Source organism: Micromonospora sp. I033 (assembly GCF_053890995.1).
The window spans coordinates 1-17510 of sequence record NZ_JBSSLX010000120.1; the positions used below are offsets into that span (position 1 = coordinate 1).

Here is a 17510-nt window from a genome sequence, read left to right on the forward strand (position 1 = left end):
GGGGGCGTCGACCGCTCGGGAGGCTGCCGGGGACGCCACCGGACCGGAGGGTGCGGGCGGCACGGCCGCGGCGGTGCGGGCGGGCGGCGTCGGGTTGCGCTGGGCACCGACGACCGGAGACTCGGCCGGTCGGTCGGGCGTTGCGGCGGGTGCGCCGTACACCGGAGGCGCCGCGGCCGGGCGCGGCGGGACGTCCGGGCCGTGCCCGGTCCGCGCCGCCGGCTCCTCGCGGTCGGCCGGCCTGTCTTTGCCGGGCGGCGGCGCGGAGTCGGCGGCCCCGGGCAGGAACTCGACGCGCAGGTCGGCGGCGGGCGGCGTGCCGGCCGACGCCTCCGGTGCGGGCGGGTGACCGGGGCGGGCGTCCACCGCCGGCTGCCCGGCGGGATAGGCGGGAGGGCCCGCCACCTCGGGTGCCGCCGGCCGGTCGAACCGGACGCCCGGCACCGGTCGATCGCTCGGCGAGGTGGGCGGACCGGAGACGGGCGCCCCCGAAATTGGTGCGCCGGAGACGGGTGCGCCCGAGACCGGACGGCCGGGCACGGGCCTGTCGACGACCGGCGGTCCCGAAACTGGCGCCCCCGACACGGGCATGCCGGAGACAGGCGCGCCGGAGACCGGTGCGCCCGACACCGGACGGTGGGGAACAGGCCCGTCGACGACCGGCGGTCCCGAGACGGGCGCCCCCGACATCGGCATGCCGGAGACCGACGCGCCGGGGACCGGTGCGCCCGACACCGGCGCGCCGGAGGTGGGCGTCGCCCAGCCCGGTCCCGACCGGGCGGCCGGCTCCACCGGATGGCGCGTGGCCTGGTCGGGCCGGGCCGGCGGCGCCGGCTGACGCGGCTCGTCCGGCCGCGCCGGCGGCACCGGCCGCGGGCGGGCGTCGTCGGCACGCGGCGGAGGCGCCGGCATCGGCGGAACCTGCCGCTCCCCAGCACGGGTCGGGGTGGCCGGCGGCGCCGCCTCGCGTCCCTGGTCCGGGCGGGCACCGGCCGGTGGCTGCTGCCGGGCCTCGTCGGGGCGCACCGGCCGGTCCCGCAGCTCCTCCGGGCGGGTACGCGCGGCCGGCTCGACCGGCGGTCGCCACCCGTCGCCCGGGCGGGCCGTCCCTGGCTCGCCCGGCCGCCCCTGCCACCCGTCCGGCCGAGCCCGGAACTCCGGCCGGGGCCCGACGGATTCCGGCCGGGGCCCGACGGATTCCGGCCGAGGGCCGACGGGCTCCGGCCGAGGGCCGACGGGCTCCGGCCGAGGGCCGACGGGCTCCGGCCGAGGGCCGACGGGCTCCCGGCGTGGCCCGGCGAAGTCCGGCCGCGGGCCGGCCGAGTCGGGGCGACGGCCGTCGTAGCGCGCCGCTTCGTCCACGGGACGGACGGGACGGCCCTCCGGGCCGGGCCGGTCCACCGGCGGACGGTGCCGCTCGTCGGGCCGGTACGCGGCCGGCTCGGTGCGCGGCCGCCGCTCGACGACCGGCCACTCCTCGTGGTGTGGGCGGGCACGGTCGACCGGGGGACGCTGACCGTCCCGCCGCTCGTCGGGCCGGAACGCGGCGGGGCGCGACTCGCCGTACCGGCCCGGCTCGGCGCGGTACGGGTCCGCCGGCCGGCGCCCAGCCTCGGGCGCCTCCCGGTAGGTCTCGGCGCGCGCGGCACCCTCGCGGCGCGGCGGTCCGTCGTAGCCCCGGTCCAGCTCCCGGCGTGGTGGTCCGTCGTGGCTCCGGCCCGGCTCGCCACGCGGCGGGCCCTCGTAACCCCGCTCGCCCGGAGGGCGGAAGTCCTGGTCCCGGCGATCCGCCGGGCGGGGGACCCCGGCGTCGCGGCGACCGTCGAAGCCCTGCTCCCGCCGGCCGGGCACCTCCTGGTCGCGCCGGTCCGCCGGACGCCCCGGGTCGGCCTCCCGCCGGCCCGGCCGCCCGTCGAAGCCCGGGTCCCGCCGCCCCTCGAAGGCCGGCTCCCGCCGCCCGTCGAAGCCCGCCGGGCGCCCGCCGTCGAACGCGGCCTCCCGCCGATCGTGGAACGCCGGGTCCCGCCGGCCGTCGAACGCCGGCTCGCGCCGGTCCACCGGGCCGTGCGGCGGCGGACCGGTACGCGCGTCGGCAGGCGAGCGGTGCTGCTCCGGCCGGCCCGCTCGTGCCGGCGCGTGGTGCGGGCGCTCGTCCGGCTCCGGCACCCAGCCGGGCTCGGGGGCGGGGGAGACGGGCCGGTGCGGCGCCGTCCCGCGCGCCGGCTCGGGGCGCACCCACCGCTGGTCGTACCGCTCACCGGGCGGGCCGTACCGGGAACCGTCCTCGGCCCGCCGCCCGTCACCGCCCGGCCGCCCGTCGCGCCGCCGGTCGCGCTCCTGGGGGCCGGCCGGGCTGACGGGGTACGTGCCGCGCCGCCGGTCGAGGTCGTCGGGGCCGGCCGGGCTGACGGGGTACGTGCCGCGCCGCCGGTCGAGGTCGTCGGGGCCGGCCGGGCTGACCGGGTAGGCGTCCTCGCCGCCGGGAGCAGGGCTGACCGGGTGCACCTCGGCCCGGCCGACCACGGCGGCACGGCCACGCGACGCCGGCGGGGTCAGGTGCTCGAGACCGATGTCGCCCGGATAGCGCTGCCCGGGGAACTGCGGACGCCACTCGTGGGTCGGTTCCGCAGCCCAGGACGGCTCGGCCAGCTCACGCCAGCGGTCCCAGCCGCTCATCGGCCGACCCTGTCGCCGCCCGCGCGGCGCGGCCCCGGGGCCGGCTCGCGTCGCTCGCTCACGGCGATGTCACCTCGTTGGAAATTGTCGCGCTGGGCACCCCGACGTGCCGGTAGAGTCGCCCGGTCCAGCACCTCGTGGCTGCGGAAGGAGGGTAGCGGCGTGGGCTCGGTCACCGCCACTGTGGCACCGCCCACGAATCCAAACGTTACCCGATGGTTTCGGACATTCGGCGCGATAGTGGCCTCCGGCTTCCGGCGTCACGCCACCTACCGGCAGGCCGCCGTGGCGGGCGTCGTCACCAACACCGTCTTCGGCTTCCTCCGCTGCTACATCTTCCTCGCGGTGGCCGGCGCGGCCGGCACGGTGGCCGGCTACGACCGGGCCCAGCTCGGCACCTTCGTCTGGGCCGGGCAGGGGTTGCTGGCGGTGATCGCCATCTGGGGCTGGACCGAGCTGGCCGACCGGATCCGGACCGGGGAGATCGCCGCCGACCTGCTCCGCCCGGTGCACCCGGTGACCAGCTACCTCGCCGCCGACCTGGGCCGGGCCGGGTTCGCCTCGCTGGCCCGGCTGGTGCCGCCGGTGGTGATCGGCCCGTTCTTCTTCGAGGTCTACCTCCCGCGGCACTGGGCCACCCTGCCGCTGTTCGGGCTCTCCGCGCTGCTCGCCGTGCTGGTCTGCTTCGGCTGCCGCTACCTGGTCAACGCCACCGCGTACTGGCTGCAGGACGTGCGCGGGCCGATGATCCTCTGGACGCTGGGCTCCGGGGTGCTGGCCGGCCTCTACTTCCCGCTGGGCTTCCTCCCGGGCTGGCTGGAGGCCACGCTGCGGTACGCCACCCCGTTCCCCAGCCTGTTGCAGGTCCCGCTGGACGTGCTGGTCGAGCGGGAGCCGATGCCGACCGAGCTAGGCCTGGTCGGGCTCCAGCTCGGCTGGGCGGTGCTGCTGCTGGCGCTCTGCCGGCTGGTGCAGCGCCGGGCCGAGCACCGGCTGGTGGTGCAGGGTGGCTGAGCCGGGGACGCCGACCGGGGCCTGGCGGGCGTACCGGGCGCTGCTCGGGGCGCAGGCGCGGTCGCAGGCGTCGTACCGCACCTCGTTCGTGGTGGACCTGGTCGGCAACATGGGCGCCACCGTGTTCGACGTGGTGACCGTGCTGGTGCTGTTCGGGGTCACCCGGGAGCTGGGCGGCTTCACGCTCCGCGAGACGCTTGTCGTCGTCGGCCTGTCGTCGTTCGCGTTCGCCACCGCCGACCTGCTGGTCGGCAACATCGAGCGCCTGCCCCGCTACGTGCGCACCGGCCTCTTCGACGCCGTGCTCGTCCGGCCGCTGGCCGCGCTGCCCCAGCTGCTCCTCATGGACCTGCCGCTGCGCAAGGTCTCCCGGGCGATCTTCGGGCTGGCCGTGCTGATCTTCGCCCTCGGCTCGGCCGGCATCGACTGGACGCCGGGCCGGGTGGTGCTCGCGCTGGTCGCCCCGCCGGCCGCGGTGGTCTTCTTCGCCGCGGTCTTCGTCACCACGGCGACGGTGTCGTTCTACTGGATCGACTCGGGCGAGCTGGCCAACTCGGTCACCTACGGCGGGCGCGACTTCACCTCGTACCCGGTCACCGTCTACGGCGGCTGGTTCCGCGCGCTCTTCGCGTACGGGATGGGTTTCGCCTTCGTCAGCTACCACCCGGCGCTGGCGCTGCTGGGCCGGGCCGACCCGCTGGGCCTGCCGGCCTGGGTGGGCTGGGCCTCGCCGGGCGTCGCGCTGGTCGCCGCGGGGGTCGCCGCCGTGGCCTGGCGCGTCGGGATCCGCCACTACCGGAGTACGGGGTCATGAACGTCATCGAGATGGACGGGCTGCGCAAGGAGTTCACCGTCCGGGTGAAGGCCGGGCGGCTGCGCCGGGAGAAGCGGACGGTCACCGCGGTCGACGGGGTGGACCTGCGGGTGGAGCGCGGCGAGATGCTCGGCTACATCGGCCCGAACGGCGCCGGCAAGTCGACGACCCTGAAGATGCTCACCGGCGTGCTGATGCCCTCGGCGGGGCAGGCCCGGGTCTGCGGGCTCCGGCCGGTGGCCGACCGGACCCGGCTGGCGTTGCGCATCGGCGTGGTCTTCGGGCAGCGCTCGCAGCTCTGGTGGGATCTGCCGCTGCGCGACTCGTTCGGGCTGCTGCGGCACGTCTACCGGGTGCCGGCCGGCGAGCACGCGGCCCGGCTGGCCCGGTGCCGGAGCCTGCTCGACCTCGACGAGTTCCTGGACACCCCGGTCCGGCAGCTCTCCCTGGGCCAGCGGATGCGCGGCGAGCTGACCGCCGCCCTGCTGCACGGCCCCGAGGTGCTCTTCCTCGACGAGCCGACCATCGGGCTGGACGTGGTCAGCAAGCAGGCGGTCCGCGGCTTCCTGGCGGAGCTGGGCCGGGCCGGCGACACCACCCTGGTGCTCACCACCCACGACCTGGCCGACATCGAGCGGCTCTGCCGGCGCCTCGTGGTGATCGACCACGGGCGGGTGGTGCACGACGGCTCGATCGCCGCGCTGCACAGCCGGTACGGCTCCCGGCGCATGGTGGTGGCCGAGCTGGACGCCGCGCTGCCCGCGCCGCCGGTGCTGCCGGGCGCCCCCGTGCAGCGGGTGGAGGCGGACGGGCGCCGGCTGGTCTTCGCGCTGGAGTCGGCGAGCGTCGCCGAGGTGGTGGCCGGGCTGGCCGGCCTGGCCACGTTGCGGGACATCTCGATCGTGGAGCCGGACATCGAGGAGGTCGTGGCCCGGCTCTACCGCGCCCCGGCCGAGGTCGGCTGAGCGGCCGCCCTCACGGGTGCTCCATCACCAGCACGGCGAAGGTGCCGGGGGCCAGCGCCTCGTACCGGTGCGGGGTGTCGCCGGGGAAGGTGGCGTAGTCGCCCGGTCCCAGCTCGACCAGGTCGGTCTCCGGACCGACGCGCATCCGGCCGGCCGCGACCACGACGTGCTCGACGCTGCGCGGGGTGTGTGCCTCGGCGAGCCGCACGGCCCCGGGTTCCAGCTCCATCACGTAGACGTCGCGCCGGGCGTGCGGTGCGCCGGCGGCGAGCAGGGTCGCCGAGAAGTCGGCGTGCTCGGAGCGGATCCGCGGCCCCTCGCCGGCCCGGACCACCCGGACGGCGGCGGTGGGGGGTTCGACCAGGCGGCTGAACGGTACGCCCAGTGCCACCCCGAGGGCCCAGAGCGTCTCCACGCTGGGGTTGCCGGCGCCCGACTCCAGCTGGGAGAGGGTGGACTTGGCGATGCCGGCGCGGCGGGCCAGCTCGGTCAGCGACAGGCCCGCCCGGTCGCGCTCGCGGCGCAGGGCGGCCGCGATCGTGGCGAGCGGGGGAGCGGGGTCGACAGCCATTGTTCGCTCCAGTGGTCTGTTTGTTCGGTTTGACGAACACGGGTGTTCGTGTTCAGGATAATGGACATGCGTACGGCAGATCGAACGGACGACGCCCGGGTGCTCCGCGACGTCGCCGCTATCGGCGCGGCGATGGTCGCCGTGGGCGCCTCGTTCGGCGCCGTGGCGGTGGCCGCCGGCCTGCCCGCCTGGGCAACCCTGGCCATGTCGGTGCTGGTCTTCGCCGGGGGCGCCCAGTTCATGGCCGTGGGCCTGATCGCGGCGGGCAGCCCGCTCGCGGCCATCTTCGCCGGCCTGCTGCTCAACGCCCGGCACCTGCCGTTCGGCCTGGCCCTGGGCGGCACCCTGGGCCCCCGGCGCTGGCAGCGGCTGTTCGGCAGCCACCTGATGACCGACGAGGCGACCGCGTTCGCCCTGGCCCGCCCGGCCGGGTCGGGGCGCCGGCGGGCGTTCTGGCTCGCCGGGGTGGTGCTCTTCCTGGCCTGGAACGCCGGCACCGGGCTCGGCGTGGTCGCCGGCGGCGCGGTGGGTGACCCGGGCGCCCTGGGGCTCGACGCCGCCTTCCCGGCCGGGCTGGCCGCCCTGCTACTGCCCAGCCTGCGCGACCGGGAGACCCGCCGGGTGGCGCTCACCGGCGCCGGGCTGGCCGTGCTGGCCACCCCGCTGCTGCCCGCCGGGCTGCCGGTGCTGCTGGCGCTCGCCGCGCTGGTCCTGCCCGTACTGAGTCGCCGTCGGCCGACCGGCGAGCAGGACGACGCCGGGGCCGCGCCGGCCGACCCCGCCACCGGGCCGGACGACGCCGGGCCGGCCGACGCCCGGCCGGACGAGCCCGGCGGTGGGTCGGCGGACGGCGGCGAGGCGGGACGCGTCGTGCGGGCCGGGGAGGCGTCGTGCTGATCGCGGTGATCCTGGCCCTGGCCGCCGGCACCTACGGCTTCCGTGTCGCCGGAGTGCTGCTGCGCGACCGGCTGGAACTGCCCGAGTGGTCCCGCCACCTGCTGCCGGTCGGCGCCGCCGCGCTGCTGGCCGCCCTCGCCGCCACCGCGGCGCTCACCGAGGCCGGCGGCTTCGCCGGCTACGCCCGGCCCACGGGGGTGCTGGTCGGCCTGCTGCTCGCCTGGTGGCGGGCGCCCTTCGTGCTGGTCGTGCTCGCGGCGGCGGGCACCACCGCGCTGCTGCGCCTGCTCGGGGTGGCCTGAGGACGACATCGGCCCCTTCCCGCCGGGGCGGGAAGGGGCCGGCGACGGCTTCAGGTCGCGGCGCGGCGTCAGACGCGCCGAGCTGGAGTGTCGGAAGTCCGGGCGGACCCGGTCAGATCTTGTCGCCGATGTTCACCTGCGGCGCCGGCGCCCGCATCTTGCGGAACGTGATCGACCGCATGATCGCGTAGAAGTAGAGCGAGCCGAGCCGCTCGGTGCTCTTCGGGTAGCGCTCGCGGACCAGCTTCTTGATCTTCCGGGAGATCAGCACCGAGTCGATCACCACGCCGAGCGCCAGCGCGCCCCAGAGCAGGTTCGACAGCAGCCGGATGATCGGCGGCATGGCCTGGTTGGAGCCGAGCAGCACGATCAGCGCACCGCCGAAGAACCAGGTGCCCACCGTGCGCCGGGAGTCGACCACGTTGCGGGCCAGCAGCCGCTCCGGGCCCCGGTCACGCGGGCCACCCTCACGCCGGAACTCGGCCGCCGCCTCGGCGCGCGCCGCGCGGCGCTGCTCCCGGGCCTCCTCCTTGGTGAGGGGACGGGCCGGGGCGGCCGGGCGGCGACCCGCGGTCGGGCGCTTCGGGGTCTCGCGCCCCTTGGCAGGCGTGTAGCCCCGGGGGCGGGCAGCGGAGGTCTCCTCGTCGGTCGTCACCGGGGTGACGGACTCCTCGACGAGGTCGGCGGGCTTACGGCGAAACAGCGACGGCACGCCGGCAAGGGTAGCCAACCAGCCGCGCCCGGTGCACATCGCGGGTGCACCGGGCCGACGGCTCCAGGTCGCGGCGCGGCGTCAGACGCGCCGAGCTGGAGTTGTCGCAGGTGGGTGGGACCTACGGACGCTCGACGTGCGCGCCCAGGTCCGCCAGCTTGGCCTCGAAGTCCTCGTAGCCCCGGTTGATCAGGTCGACGCCGTACACCCGCGAGGTGCCCTCGGCGGCCAGCGCCGCGATCAGGTGGCTGAAGCCGGCCCGCAGGTCCGGGATGACCAGGTCGGCGGCGTGCAGCTTGCTCGGGCCGGCGATCACCGCGGAGTGCTTGAAGTTGCGCCGGCCGAAGCGGCACGGCGTGCCGCCCAGGCAGTCCCGGTAGACCTGGATGTTCGCGCCCATCGAGTTCAGCGCCTCGGTGTAGCCGAGCCGCTGCTCGTAGACCGTCTCGTGGACGATCGACAGGCCGCGGGCCTGGGTGAGCGCCACCACCAGCGGCTGCTGCCAGTCGGTCATGAAGCCGGGGTGGACGTCGGTCTCCAGCGCCACCGCGTTCAGCTCGCCGCCCGGGTGCCAGAACCGGATGCCGCCCTCCTGGCCCGGCCGGCCGGCGCGCGGCGGGCGGAGGTCGGTCACCTCGTACTCGCCGCCGACCGAGCGGAAGATGTTCAGGAAGGTCATCATGTCGGCCTGCTGGGCGCCCAGCACCTCGACGTGACCCCGGGTGGCCAGCGCGGCCGCCGCCCAGCTCGCCGCCTCGATCCGGTCCGGGATCGGCCGGTGGGTGTAGCCGCTGAGCCGCTTCACGCCCTGGATCTCGATCACCCGGTCGGTGTGCACCTTGATGATCGCGCCCATCTTCTGCAGCACGCAGATGAGGTCGATGATCTCGGGCTCGACCGCCGCGTTGCGCAGCTCGGTGACGCCCTCGGCCATCACCGCGGTGAGCAGCACCTGCTCGGTGGCGCCCACGCTCGGGTACGGCAGGGCGAACTTGGTGCCGTGCAGCCCGTTCGGCGCCGACAGGTGCAGCCCCTCCGGGGTCTTGTCCACGGTCGCGCCGAACTCGCGCAGCGCCTGGAGGTGGAAGTCGATCGGGCGCGGGCCGATGTGGCAGCCGCCCAGGTCGGGGATGAAGGCGTGGCCGAGCCGGTGCAGGAGCGGGCCGCAGAACAGGATCGGGATGCGGCTCGAACCGGCGTGCACGTTGATCTGGTCGGTGCTGGCGCTCTCGACGTTGGACGGGTCGAAGACCAGCTCACCGTCCTCCTCGCCGTCGCTGACCTTGACACCGTGCAGGCCGAGGAGCCCGCGGACGACCTCCACGTCCCGGATCCGCGGCACGTCGAACAGCCGGCTGGGGGTGTCGCCCAGCAGGGCGGCGACCATCGCCTTGGACACGAGGTTCTTCGCGCCGCGAACGCGGATCCGCCCTTCGAGCGGACTGCCTCCGTGTACGACCAGGACGTCGTCGGTCAACGCAACCTCCAGCGCGTTGGTGCTGCCGTGTAGGTGGGTGGGGTGCACGATCTGCATCGCTACCCGGATCGGGGCCCGGTGAAAACGCCCCGCGTGTGTCGTCGCCCCGGCAGCATAGCCCTCGGTGACGAAAATGGAATCGGTCACATCACCAGTGAGGGCACGAACCGGGGAATCCGCCGCGTTTCCGTACCAGTGATGTGACCGAGGGTGATCAGGCGCCCGGGAGGGCGAGCATCTGGTCCAGCGCGGCCCGGGCGTGTCCGGCGGTGTCCGGGTCCACGGTGATCTGGTTGACCACCCGGCCGGCGACCAGCTCCTCCAGCGCCCAGACCAGGTGCGGCAGGTCGATGCGGTTCATCGTCGAGCAGTAGCAGACCGCGCGGTCGAGGAACATGATCTGCTTGTCCGGGTGGGCCAGCGCCAGCCGGCGGACCAGGTTCAGCTCGGTGCCGACCGCCCACGCGGAGCCGGCCGGGGCCGCCTCGATGGTCTTGATGATGAACTCCGTGGAGCCGACCTGGTCGGCGGCCGTGACGACCTCGTGCCGGCACTCGGGGTGGACCAGCACGTTGACACCCGGCACCCGCTCGCGCACGTCGTTGACGCTGTCGAGGGTGAAGCGGCCGTGCACCGAGCAGTGCCCGCGCCAGAGGATCATCTTCGCGTCGCGCAGCTGTTCCGGGGTCAGCCCGCCGTTCGGCTTGTGCGGGTCGTAGAGCACGCAGTCGTCCAGCGAGAAGCCCATCTCCAGGACGGCGGTGTTGCGGCCCAGGTGCTGGTCGGGGAGGAAGAGCACCTTCTGCCCCTGCTCGAACGCCCAGTCCAGCGCCCGCTTGGCGTTCGACGAGGTGCAGACCACGCCGCCGTGCCGCCCGACGAAGCCCTTGATGTCCGCCGAGGAGTTCATGTACGTCACCGGGACGGTGTCCGCCGCGATGCCCAGCTCGGTCAGCACGTCCCAGGCGGTCTCGACCTGCGACAGCACCGCCATGTCGGCCATCGAGCAGCCGGCGGCGAGGTCGGGCAGGATCACCTTCTGGCGGTCCGAGGTGAGGATGTCGGCGCTCTCGGCCATGAAGTGCACGCCGCAGAAGACGATGTATTCCGCGTCGGGGCGGGCCGCCGCCTCCCGGGCCAGCTTGAACGAGTCGCCGGTCACGTCGGCGAACTGGATCACCTCGTCGCGCTGGTAGTGGTGGCCCAGCACGAAGACCTTCGTGCCGAGCGCGGCCTTCGCCGCGGTCGCCCGGGCCACCAGGTCCGGGTCGCTCGGCGCGGGGAGGTCACCCGGACACTCCACGCCACGCTCGGTGGCGGGGTCGCTGCCGCGGCCGAGGAGCAGCAGCGCAGTGGCGGTGTTGGAGGGCTCAACCCAGGTCGAAGTCACGCCAACCATGGTCCCACAGCGGGACGGCCACGCGGCCGCCACGGATGTGGCCTGCCACACTGCTCGGCATGCGCGTGCTGCTCTGCCCGGACAAGTTCGCCGGCACGCTGCCGGCCCAGGAGGTGGCCGCCGCCGTGGCCGAGGGCTGGCGGGAGGTGGCCCCCGGCGACGAGCTGCTGGTCCGGCCGCTGGCCGACGGCGGCCCCGGGTTCGTCGCCGTGCTCGCCGGTGCGCTCGGCGGCCGGCTGCTGCCGGTGCCCACCGTCGACCCGCTCGGCCGCCCCGCCGCCGGTGAGATCCTGCTCACCGACGACGGCGTGGCCTACCTGGAGAGCGCCCAGGCGTGCGGGCTGCACCTGCTCTCCGCCGCCGAGCGGGACCCGAAGGCGACCACCTCGTACGGGCTGGGCCTGCTGGTCGCCGCCGCGATCGAGGCCGGGGCGCGGACCGTGGTGATCGGGCTGGGCGGCTCGGCCACCAACGACGGCGGCGCCGGGATGCTCACCCCGCTCGGCGTCACCCCGCTGGACGAGGCCGGCCGGGCCCTGCCGTACGGCGGGGCGGCCCTCGCCGCGGTGACCGCGCTGGACGGCGCGCCCCGGGTCCGCGGCGCGGCGCTGGTCGCCGCCACCGACGTCGACAACCCGCTGCTCGGGCTGCACGGCGCCAGCAACGTGTACGGCCCCCAGAAGGGCGCCACCCGGGCGGACGTGCTGCTGCTCGACGCCGCCCTGGAGCGCTGGGCGGCGGTGCTGGAGAAGGACCTGCCGGGCTGCCCGTCGGGGCTCGGCGCGCTGCCCGGTGGCGGCGCGGCCGGCGGCCTCGGCGCGGCGGTCCTCGCGCTCGGCGGCCGGTGCGAGTCGGGCATCGGGCTGGTCACCCGGGCCATCGGCCTGGACGCCGCGCTGGACGCCGCCGACCTGGTGATCACCGGCGAGGGCTCCTTCGACCACCAGTCGCTGCGCGGCAAGGTGGTCGCCGGGGTGGCCGGGGCGGCCCGGGACCGCGGGGTGCCCTGCGTGGTGCTGGCCGGCCGGGTGAGCACCGGGCGGCGGGAGGCCGCCGCGGCCGGTGTGACCGAGGCGCACAGCCTGGTGGAGCACTTCGGCGGCGAGGAGCGCGGGGGAGTGGAGGCGGCGATGAGCCGCCCGGCCGAGGGACTGCGCGCGCTCGGCGCGCGGCTGGCCCGCCAGTGGAGCCGCTGAGTCGGCCCTGGCCTGCGGCGCGGCTCACCCGGCGCGGCCGGTGCCACCGGAGGTGACACCCGCCCGGGCGGCGTACGATCGGATCTGGACCACACCGGGAATCACTGGCGGACGCGCGGCGTTGGCCAGTGCGTCCGGACCCCATACCGCGCAGGGAGACTTCCACGTGACCACGCCAGCGCAGACCGAGTCGACCGAGGCCAAGGCCCCCAGCACCGTCGTCCTCACCGACGTCGCGGCGCAGAAGGTCAAGGCCCTGATCGAGCAGGAGGGCCGTGACGACCTGCGGCTCCGGGTCGCGGTGCAGCCGGGCGGCTGCTCCGGCCTGCGGTACCAGCTGTTCTTCGACGAGCGGTCGCTCGACGGTGACGTCGTCACCGACTTCGGCGGTGTCGAGGTCGTCGTCGACCGGATGAGCGCCCCCTACCTGGCCGGCGCCACCATCGACTTCGCCGACCGGATCGACGCCCAGGGCTTCACCATCGACAACCCGAACGCCGGCAACTCCTGCGCCTGCGGCGACTCGTTCAGCTGAGTCGACCGGGCCGACGACGCCTGCCTGACGGCGGGACCATCCCTCACGGGCTGGTCCCGCCGTTTTTTCGTGCCGAACGCGGGTGTCCGGGCGGTGACGTCCGGATCTTCGGGGGACGACCGGTTGTCGACCGACCCCCGTCCGACCGGTCGGGGCGACCGGTAGGCTGACCCGCGCCGTGCTCCCGACCACGAGGGTTGACATGAAGATCGCCGTGACCGGCTCGATCGCGACCGACCACCTGATGAGCTTCCCCGGCCGGTTCGCCGACCAGCTCCTCGCCGACCAGCTCGACAAGGTCTCGCTGTCCTTCCTCGTCGACGAGCTGGTGCTCCGGCGCGGCGGCACCGCCGCCAACATCGCCTTCGGCATGGCCCAGCTCGGGCTGCGCCCGGTCCTGCTCGGCGCCGTCGGGCCGGACTTCGCCGACTACCGGTCCTGGCTGGAGCGGCACGGCGTCGACTGCGACTCGGTGCACGTCAGCGAGGTGGCGCACACGGCCCGCTTCGTCTGCACCACCGACACCGACATGTGCCAGATCGCCTCGTTCTACGCGGGCGCCATGAGCGAGGCCCGCAACATCGAACTGGCCCCGGTGGCCCAGCGCCTCGGCGGCCTCGACCTGGTGCTGGTCAGCGCCAACGACCCGGCCGCGATGATCCGGCACTCCGCCGAGTGCCGGGAGCGCGGGTACGCCTTCGTGGCCGACCCGTCGCAGCAGCTCGCCCGGATGGACGGCGCGGACGTGCTCGGCCTGGTCGACGGCGCCGACTACCTGATGACCAACGAGTACGAGAAGTCGCTGCTCCAGAGCAAGGCCGGGCTGACCGACGCCCAGCTGCTGGACCGGGTCAAGGTCCGGGTCACCACGCTGGGCAAGCAGGGCGTGGAGATCGCCGGCCGGGAGGTCGGCACCATCCGGGTGCCGATCGCCCGGGAGATCCAGGCGGTCGACCCGACCGGCGTCGGCGACGGCTTCCGGGCCGGCTTCTTCGCCGCGCTCAACTGGGGCGTCAACCTGGAGCGCGCCGCCCAGGTCGGCTGCCTGCTCGCCACGCTGGTGCTGGAGAACTTCGGCGGCCAGGAGTACGAGGTCCGCCGGGACCTGTTCGTCAAGCGGCTCGCCGAGTCGTACGGCGACGCGGCCGCCGAGGACGTCCGGCCGCACCTGCTGTGACCGGCCCCGGGCCCGGGATGGACCCGACCGCGGTCCGCCCGGGGCCCGGCGATCCGGTGCTGGTGGCCTTCGCCGGGCTGCCCGGCGTCGGCAAGAGCACCCTCGCCCGCCGGGTCGGTGCCGCACTGCGCGCCCCGGTCCTGCCGGTCGACCCTGTGGAGCGGGCCCTGGGCCGGTACGGCCTGGTCGGCGACGTGCCCGGAATGGCCGCCTACGGCGCGGTCGCCGGGCTGGCCGAGGTGCAGCTCGGGCTCGGGCTGAGCGTGGTGGTCGACGCCGTGAACCCGGTGGCCGGTGCCCGGGGCCTCTGGCACGACCTGGCCGAGCGGGCCGGCGTGCCGCTGCGGGTGGTCGAGGTGCACTGCGGCGACGAGGCGGAGCACCGTCGCCGGGTCGAGGCCGACGAGAACCTCCCCGGCTGGGAGGAGACGCTGCTCCGTCGGGCGGAGTACGAGCCGCTGATCGGCCCCCGCCTGGTGGTCGACACGGCCGTCGACACCGACCCGCTGCCGGGGATCCTCGCCTACCTCCGCTGACCCGCCGGACTCACTGGCGGCGGCGCACGTCGTAGCCCGGCCCCTCCGGGTGCGCGGCCACGAACTCCTGGCCGCGCATCCGGCACCAGGCCGGGATGTCCACGGCCGCGGCGGGGTCGTCGGCCAGCACCCGGACCACCGCGCCGACCGGCAGGTCGGGCAGCCGCCGGGCGAGATTGATCACGGGCAGCGGGCAGCGCTGGCCCCGGCAGTCGAGGACCTCGTCCGGCTCGCTCACAGCCCGGCCACCCCCGCCTCGGCCCTCAGGTCGGCGACGATCCCGGGCAGCTCGGCCAGGAACCGGTCGACGTCCGCCTCGGTGGTCTCCCGGTGCAGCGACACCCGGACGTTGCCGTGCGACAGCACCCCCATCGCCTCCAGCACGTGGGACGGCCGCAGCGTCGAGGAGGTGCAGGAGGAGCCGGAGGAGACGGCGAAGCCCCGCCGGTCCAGCGCGTGCAGCAGCGCCTCGCCGTCCACGTACAGGCAGGAGAAGGTGACCAGGTGGGGGAGGCGGTCCACCGGGTCGCCGACCACCTCCACGTCGGGCACCTCGGCCGCCACCCGGGTCCGGATCCGGTCCACCAGCGGGGCCAGCCGGGTCGCCTCGGCCGCCGCGTCGGCCGCGGCCGCGCGCAGGCTCGCCGCCGCGGCCACCACCGCCGGCAGGTTCACCACCCCCGGGGTACGCCCCGACTCCCGCTCGTCGGCCGGGAACGGCGACTCCCACCGGGTGCCCTTGCGCACCACCAGCACCCCGACCCCGGGCGGCCCGCCCCACTTGTGCGCGCTGGCGCTCAGCACCGACCAGCCGGCCGGCAGCGGCGCCCGGCCGGCCAGCTGCGCCGCGTCGACGAACAGCGGCACCCCCGCCTCGGCGCAGAGCTCCGCCGCCGCGGGCACCGGCTGCACCGTGCCCACCTCGTGACTCGCCCCGATCAGGGCGGCCAGGGCCACCCCGGGCGCGGCCACCGCCGCCGCCCAGGCGTCCAGGTCCACCCGGCCGAGCCGGTCCACGGGTACGGACACCGCGTCGCCCCCGCCCGCCACGTGCCGCTCCGCGGCGTGCAGCACCGCCGAGTGCTCGATCGCGGAGTGCACCAGGGCCGCCCCGGCCCGGCGCCGCCCGATCAGGCCGCCGAGCACGGCGGCGTGCGCGGCCGCCGTACCGCTGGGGGTGAAGGAGAGCTCGTCGGCGCGGACGCCGAGGGTCTGCGCGGCGGCCTCGCGGGCGGCGTCGAGGAGCTGGCGGGCCCGGCGGGCCTGGCCGTAGAGCCTGGCCGGGTCGGCCCAGCCGTCGTCCAGCGCGGCCAGCAGCGCCTGCCGCGCGACCGGATGCAGCGGGGCGGCCGTGGCCGCGTCCAGATAGACCGGGTTTGCGCTCACGAAGGTTCACGCTATCGCGCCGGTACCCCCAAGATCCCCCCGATGGGGGCGGACAGTGACCCCAAGACGGTCAGGCCCGTCATGGTCGAGTAATCTGCGACCGTCGGTGACGCCTTTGCCGTCGGTGTCGAGCGAAACAATCACCGCGGCGCGCTAGGGAGGCAGGACCAGGTGGTCGCAAGGAGTTCGGAGGTACGGCCGTCGGCCGTACGGCACAGCGCTTCCCCGGGGGCCGGCGGGCGCCGGCGGCGTGGTGCTGGTCGACTCGCCGGGCTCGGCCTCGGCGGAGCCGCGCTGCTGGTTCTGCTCACCGGCTGCGACGTCGGCAAGACGTTCGGCGGCTTCGGCTGGCCGCAGGGCGGCATCACCCCCGAGTCGCACCGGATGTACGACCTGTGGATCGCGTCCTGCATCGCGGCCCTCGCGGTCGGTGTGTTCGTCTGGGGCCTGATCTTCTGGTGCGTGATCCGCTACCGGAAGCGCGGCAACGAGCTGCCGGTGCAGACCCGCTACAACCTGCCGATGGAGTTCCTCTACACCATCGCGCCGATCCTCGTGGTCTCCGTGCTCTTCTACTACACCGCGGTGGTGCAGACCGACGTGGTGAAGGAGTCGAGGAACCCCGACGTCACCGTCGAGGTCGTCGCGTTCAAGTGGAACTGGCAGTTCAACTACCGCGACGGCCAGGGCCGCGACGCCAACACCGTCGCCTCGGTGCTGGGCACCAGCGAGGTCATCCCGGTGCTGGTGCTGCCGAGCGGCAAGTCGATCCGGTTCGAGGAGCAGAGCCGCGACGTCATCCACTCCTTCTGGGTGCCGGAGCTGCTGTTCAAGCGTGACGTCATGCCGGGCAGCGTCCGCAACACCTTCGAGGTCTCCAGCATCGACCAGGAGGGCGCGTTCGTCGGCCGCTGCGCCGAGCTGTGCGGCAGCTACCACGCCTTCATGAACTTCGAGCTGCGGGTCGTCTCCCCCGAGAAGTACGAGCAGTTCCTGGCTGCCAAGAAGGACGGCAAGTCGACCCAGGAGGCGCTCTCGGCGATCGGCGAGAACCCGTACGCCACCGAGACCACGCCGTTCAAGACGCGGCGCAACACCGCCAACTTCAACCCGTCCGACGCGACGGCCGGCGCGGGAAGCTGAGGGGTCCGGCATGAAGACCGAGTGGAAGATCTTCCTCACCATCGCGGCGTTCCTCTTCGGCGCGACCATCCTCTACGGCGCCTGGACGTACGGCGACGGCGGCCGGGTCGAGTGGGTCGGCACCGTGGCGCTGCTGCTGTCCTTCCTGCTCTGCTCGATGTGCGGCGGCTTCTTCTGGTTCGTCTCGCGCCGCATCGACCTGCGTCCCGAGGACCGGCCGGACGGCGAGATCGCCGACGGCGCGGGCGAGATCGGCTTCTTCAGCCCGGGCAGCTACTGGCCGTTCGGCCTGGCCCTGGCCGCCGCGATCGCCGGTCTCGGGCTGGTCTTCTGGCAGTTCTGGCTGCTGGGCGTGGGCATGGTGGCGGTCGTCTTCGCCGCCTGCGGCCTGCTCTTCGAGTACTACTCCGGCACCCGCCGCACCGCCGAGCACTGACAGTTACTTCAGCGGAAGGCCCGCGCCCCCTCCGGGCCCGCGGGCCTTCCGTTTTTCCCTCTGTTCGGCGCGTCGATCATGAGGTTGGCGGTGCGGTTCGCCGCTTTTGTCGCGGCGAACCTCATGATCGTCGGGGTTGTGGGGCATGCCACGGACGGCGGCGGGCAGGGGGGATGCGCCGTTTCCCCTTCGCGCTGGCGTCGCTGCCGTTGCTGCCGTCGCTGCCGCATGATCATGAGGTTGGCGGTGTGACTCGTCGCTTATGTCGCAGCTA

At 75.1% G+C, this 17510-nt stretch carries 17 protein-coding genes and 1 pseudogene; 11 read left to right on the forward strand and 7 right to left on the reverse strand.

Annotated elements, in window-relative coordinates:
* A pseudogene (locus ACW0Q9_RS19545) lies at positions 1-2676 on the reverse strand (hypothetical protein); the annotation flags it as partial.
* Between the two features lie 162 nt (positions 2677-2838).
* Between ACW0Q9_RS19545 and ACW0Q9_RS19550 the strand changes: the two are divergent.
* The 3 genes from ACW0Q9_RS19550 to ACW0Q9_RS19560 are packed head-to-tail and all read left to right on the forward strand — an operon-like array spanning position 2839 to position 5469.
* Positions 2839-3690 carry an ABC transporter permease gene (locus ACW0Q9_RS19550; RefSeq protein WP_456183299.1) on the forward strand — a complete coding sequence of 284 codons (852 nt, stop codon included), beginning with the start codon at positions 2839-2841 and terminating at the stop codon, positions 3688-3690.
* Positions 3683-4504 (forward strand): ABC transporter permease, encoded by an 822-nt coding sequence (locus ACW0Q9_RS19555; protein ID WP_456183301.1) that lies wholly within the window; start codon positions 3683-3685, stop codon positions 4502-4504. The genes ACW0Q9_RS19550 and ACW0Q9_RS19555 overlap by 8 nt, the downstream gene beginning before the upstream one ends.
* The gene (locus ACW0Q9_RS19560) at positions 4501-5469 is read left to right on the forward strand and encodes an ABC transporter ATP-binding protein (protein WP_456183303.1); all 969 of its coding nucleotides are present in this window, start codon (positions 4501-4503) and stop codon (positions 5467-5469) included. The genes ACW0Q9_RS19555 and ACW0Q9_RS19560 overlap by 4 nt, the downstream gene beginning before the upstream one ends.
* A gap of 10 nt (positions 5470-5479) precedes the next feature.
* Here the strand turns inward: ACW0Q9_RS19560 and ACW0Q9_RS19565 are convergent, their stop codons facing one another.
* A complete protein-coding gene (locus ACW0Q9_RS19565) occupies positions 5480-6040 on the reverse strand; it encodes a helix-turn-helix domain-containing protein (protein WP_456183305.1) in 561 nt (186 codons plus the stop codon).
* 66 nt (positions 6041-6106) lie between these two features.
* On the opposite strand from ACW0Q9_RS19565, the gene ACW0Q9_RS19570 reads away from it, so the two are divergent.
* Complete coding sequence (locus tag ACW0Q9_RS19570; RefSeq protein ID WP_456183307.1) at positions 6107-6937, forward strand: AzlC family ABC transporter permease; 831 nt, start codon at positions 6107-6109, stop codon at positions 6935-6937.
* Entirely contained in the window at positions 6931-7239 is a 309-nt protein-coding gene (locus ACW0Q9_RS19575; RefSeq protein WP_456183309.1) for an AzlD domain-containing protein, read from the forward strand. The genes ACW0Q9_RS19570 and ACW0Q9_RS19575 overlap by 7 nt, the downstream gene beginning before the upstream one ends.
* Positions 7240-7351: 112 nt before the next feature.
* Here the strand turns inward: ACW0Q9_RS19575 and ACW0Q9_RS19580 are convergent, their stop codons facing one another.
* The 3 genes from ACW0Q9_RS19580 to nadA all read right to left on the reverse strand — a co-directional run bounded on the left by ACW0Q9_RS19580 (position 7352) and on the right by nadA (position 10818).
* On the reverse strand, positions 7352-7951 hold the full coding sequence (locus ACW0Q9_RS19580; protein WP_456183311.1) for a DUF3043 domain-containing protein: 600 nt from the start codon (positions 7949-7951) through the stop codon (positions 7352-7354).
* 121 nt (positions 7952-8072) lie between these two features.
* Entirely contained in the window at positions 8073-9485 is a 1413-nt protein-coding gene (gene murA / locus ACW0Q9_RS19585; RefSeq protein WP_456183313.1) for a UDP-N-acetylglucosamine 1-carboxyvinyltransferase, read from the reverse strand.
* A gap of 157 nt (positions 9486-9642) precedes the next feature.
* Positions 9643-10818 carry a quinolinate synthase NadA gene (gene nadA / locus ACW0Q9_RS19590; protein WP_456183315.1) on the reverse strand — a complete coding sequence of 392 codons (1176 nt, stop codon included), beginning with the start codon at positions 10816-10818 and terminating at the stop codon, positions 9643-9645.
* Positions 10819-10862: 44 nt separating this feature from the next.
* Here nadA and ACW0Q9_RS19595 point away from each other — a divergent pair, with 44 nt between their 5' ends.
* The 4 genes from ACW0Q9_RS19595 (at position 10863) to ACW0Q9_RS19610 (ending at position 14271) form a co-directional block, all read left to right on the forward strand.
* Positions 10863-12023, forward strand: coding sequence for a glycerate kinase family protein (locus tag ACW0Q9_RS19595; RefSeq protein WP_456183317.1), 1161 nt, complete (start codon positions 10863-10865; stop codon positions 12021-12023).
* A 166-nt stretch (positions 12024-12189) separates the two neighbouring features.
* The gene (gene erpA, locus ACW0Q9_RS19600; RefSeq protein ID WP_091320045.1) at positions 12190-12558 is read left to right on the forward strand and encodes an iron-sulfur cluster insertion protein ErpA; all 369 of its coding nucleotides are present in this window, start codon (positions 12190-12192) and stop codon (positions 12556-12558) included.
* 202 nt (positions 12559-12760) lie between these two features.
* Positions 12761-13735 (forward strand): carbohydrate kinase family protein, encoded by a 975-nt coding sequence (locus ACW0Q9_RS19605; RefSeq protein ID WP_456183319.1) that lies wholly within the window; start codon positions 12761-12763, stop codon positions 13733-13735.
* Positions 13736-13752: 17 nt separating this feature from the next.
* A complete protein-coding gene (locus ACW0Q9_RS19610; protein WP_456183321.1) occupies positions 13753-14271 on the forward strand; it encodes an AAA family ATPase in 519 nt (172 codons plus the stop codon).
* 10 nt (positions 14272-14281) lie between these two features.
* Here ACW0Q9_RS19610 and ACW0Q9_RS19615 read toward each other — a convergent pair whose 3' ends face one another.
* Together ACW0Q9_RS19615 and ACW0Q9_RS19620 are read right to left on the reverse strand one after the other, a co-directional pair.
* Complete coding sequence (locus tag ACW0Q9_RS19615; RefSeq protein WP_456183323.1) at positions 14282-14509, reverse strand: sulfurtransferase TusA family protein; 228 nt, start codon at positions 14507-14509, stop codon at positions 14282-14284.
* A complete protein-coding gene (locus tag ACW0Q9_RS19620) occupies positions 14506-15657 on the reverse strand; it encodes a cysteine desulfurase family protein (protein WP_456183325.1) in 1152 nt (383 codons plus the stop codon). Before ACW0Q9_RS19620 ends, ACW0Q9_RS19615 begins: the two co-directional genes overlap by 4 nt.
* A gap of 171 nt (positions 15658-15828) precedes the next feature.
* On the opposite strand from ACW0Q9_RS19620, the gene ctaC reads away from it, so the two are divergent.
* Both ctaC and ACW0Q9_RS19630 read left to right on the forward strand, forming a co-directional pair.
* Positions 15829-16800 (forward strand): aa3-type cytochrome oxidase subunit II, encoded by a 972-nt coding sequence (gene ctaC, locus ACW0Q9_RS19625; protein WP_456183327.1) that lies wholly within the window; start codon positions 15829-15831, stop codon positions 16798-16800.
* Positions 16801-16810: 10 nt separating this feature from the next.
* Positions 16811-17236 (forward strand): cytochrome c oxidase subunit 4, encoded by a 426-nt coding sequence (locus ACW0Q9_RS19630; RefSeq protein ID WP_456183329.1) that lies wholly within the window; start codon positions 16811-16813, stop codon positions 17234-17236.
* The last annotated feature ends 274 nt before the right edge of the window (positions 17237-17510 follow it).

Coding starts and splice junctions, on each gene's coding strand:
- ACW0Q9_RS19560 (WP_456183303.1), top strand. CDS start 4,501: ATGAACGTCATCGAGATGGACGGGCTGCGCAAGGAGTTCACCGTCCGG.
- ACW0Q9_RS19565 (WP_456183305.1), bottom strand. CDS start 6,040: ATGGCTGTCGACCCCGCTCCCCCGCTCGCCACGATCGCGGCCGCCCTG.
- ACW0Q9_RS19570 (WP_456183307.1), top strand. CDS start 6,107: ATGCGTACGGCAGATCGAACGGACGACGCCCGGGTGCTCCGCGACGTC.
- murA (WP_456183313.1), bottom strand. CDS start 9,485: ATGCAGATCGTGCACCCCACCCACCTACACGGCAGCACCAACGCGCTG.
- ACW0Q9_RS19595 (WP_456183317.1), top strand. CDS start 10,863: ATGTGGCCTGCCACACTGCTCGGCATGCGCGTGCTGCTCTGCCCGGAC.
- ACW0Q9_RS19605 (WP_456183319.1), top strand. CDS start 12,761: ATGAAGATCGCCGTGACCGGCTCGATCGCGACCGACCACCTGATGAGC.
- ACW0Q9_RS19610 (WP_456183321.1), top strand. CDS start 13,753: ATGGACCCGACCGCGGTCCGCCCGGGGCCCGGCGATCCGGTGCTGGTG.
- ACW0Q9_RS19630 (WP_456183329.1), top strand. CDS start 16,811: ATGAAGACCGAGTGGAAGATCTTCCTCACCATCGCGGCGTTCCTCTTC.